Here is a 2,188-nt window from a genome sequence, read left to right on the forward strand (position 1 = left end):
GGTAGAAGCGGCCCTCGTGCCGGATCGGGCCCTCATGCAGGTTCCAGATACGGCGCACCAGCGGGACGAGTTCCTCCATCCGCAGCGCCGGCGCAGAAGTGTCGGCGATCCCGTGCCAGTCGCTCATCATCCGTCTGGTCCCGTTACCGATCCCGAGCACCAGCCGACCGCCCGACAGCTCGTCGAGGTCCTTGGCCTCGGTGGCCAGCACCAGCGGACTGCGGCCGACGCCGTACAGGATGGACGACCCCACCCGGGTGTTGCGGGTCGCTTGCGCTATCACCGCCATCGAGACGGTTGCCGACCGCGAATAGAACTCCGAGGCCCACACGGCGTCGAATCCGGCGGAGTCGACCGTTGCGGCGGTCTCGGCGAGGGTGTGCAGGTCAGGAGTGAGGATCGCGACGCCGTAAGTGCTCATAGGAGCAGGCTAGTCACACTGGCCACAGCGGCACCGTGATTTGGCTACTGGCTCCCGGCCATCTCCTCCAGCCGGCGGATGCGGTCGGCCATCGGCGGGTGGGTGGAGAACAGGTTCCCCATCCGCTCACCGGCCCGGAACGGGTTGGCGATCATCAGGTGCGACTGGCTGGCCAGCTGCGGTTCCGGCGGCAGCGGCGCGGCCTGCACACCGCTGGAAATCTTGCGCAGCGCCGATGCCAGCCCCAGCGGGTCGCCGCTCAGCTGTGCGCCGGACTCGTCGGCCTGATATTCGCGGGAACGCGACACCGCCAGCCGCACCACCGTGGCCGCGATCGGACCGAGCATCGAAACCAGAAGCAACCCAATGGGATTGCCGTCCCGCCGGTTGCCGCCCAGCATCCCGGCGTACATGGCCATATTGGCTAGTGCGGTGATCACCGATGCCAACGCGCCGGCCACACACGAGATCAAAATGTCTCGGTTGTAGACGTGTGACAGCTCGTGTGCCAGCACCGCGCGCAGCTCGCGCTCGTCGAGGATGCGCAGAATCCCGCTGGTGCAGCAGACGGCGGCGTTGCGGGGGTTGCGGCCGGTCGCGAACGCGTTGGGAGCGTCGGTGTCGCTGATGTACAGCCGCGGCATCGGCTGGTGCGCGGCGGTGGCCAGCTCGCGCACGATCCTATACATCACCGGCGCCTGCACCTCGGTGACCGGCTGTGCATGCATGGCCCGCAGCGCCAGCTTGTCACTGTTGAAGTAGGCGTAGACATTCATGCCGACGGCGAACAGCACCGACAGGCCCAAGACGGCGGGGCTTCGAAATGACGCACCGATCAGCACGATCAGCGTCGACATACCGACCAGCAACACGAACGTCTTCAGCGTGTTGTGGTGGGGGTGCCAGGTCATCAGCTTCCTCCTCGAAACCCGCAGATGCTGCCCATTAAACGCCGATCATGGTGTGGGAGTTCCCAAAAACAGCCTCAGCCGTGCCGGTTGACGGTGTAGTCGACCAAACTGGACAGCGCTGAACGGCCTGCGACATCGGGCAACGCGGAAAGCTCGGCGCGGGCCTGCGCGGCGTAGCCAGCCACAGTGTCTTTGGCCAGGGACATCCCCTTCGACGCCCGCAGCAACGCCAACGCCTCGGCCAGCACCGCGTCGTCGTCGACCGGGCCGGCCAGCAACCGCCGCAGCCGATCGGCGCCTGGCCCGGTTTCGCGCAGTGCGTAGAGCACCGGCAACGTGTGCACGCCCTCGCGCAGGTCGGTGCCGGGTAGCTTGCCGGATTCGTGCACGTCGCTGTCGATGTCGATGATGTCGTCGGAGATCTGGAATGCGGTGCCGACGATGCCGCCCAACCGGGCCAGCCGTTCGATCTGTTCGGTGTCCGCGCCGGAGAACGTCGCGCCAAACCGGCCGGACGCCGAGATCAGGCAGGCCGTCTTCTCGTAGACCACCTTCAGGTAGTGCTCGACAGTGTCCACCCCCTGCGCCGCGCCGCGGGTTTCGCGCATCTGCCCGGTCACCAGTTGGGCGAACGTCTCGGCGATGATCCGCACCGCCTCCGGACCCAGCCGCGACACCAGCCGCGACGCCGTAGCGAACAGGTAGTCGCCCGCCAGGATCGCGATGTTGTTGCCCCACCGGGCGTTGGCGCTGGGTGTTCCGCGGCGCAGCTCCGCCTCGTCCATCACGTCGTCGTGATAGAGCGTGGCCAGGTGCACCAGTTCGATGACCGCGCCGGCGACCGTCACCTGCCAGG

At 67.2% G+C, this 2,188-nt stretch carries 3 protein-coding genes; all 3 read right to left on the minus strand.

The genetic code is table 11. The annotated features are described in order from the left end of the window. On the minus strand, nucleotides 1-421 hold a 421-nt coding region (locus tag AC2VOP_RS00380), incomplete at its 3' end, for an LLM class flavin-dependent oxidoreductase (protein WP_486959121.1). A 44-nt stretch (nucleotides 422-465) separates the two neighbouring features. Then, nucleotides 466-1,332 carry a zinc metalloprotease HtpX gene (gene htpX / locus AC2VOP_RS00385; protein WP_486959122.1) on the minus strand — a complete coding sequence of 289 codons (867 nt, stop codon included), beginning with the start codon at nucleotides 1,330-1,332 and terminating at the stop codon, nucleotides 466-468. A gap of 74 nt (nucleotides 1,333-1,406) precedes the next feature. Then, on the minus strand, nucleotides 1,407-2,188 hold a 782-nt coding region (locus tag AC2VOP_RS00390), incomplete at its 5' end, for a polyprenyl synthetase family protein (protein WP_486959123.1).

This window comes from Mycobacterium sp. TH-M106, assembly GCF_057473765.1.

What these genes read in the sequence shown, in the direction of transcription:
- htpX (WP_486959122.1), bottom strand. Translation starts at nt 1,332, where the DNA reads ATGACCTGGCACCCCCACCACAACACGCTGAAGACGTTCGTGTTGCTG.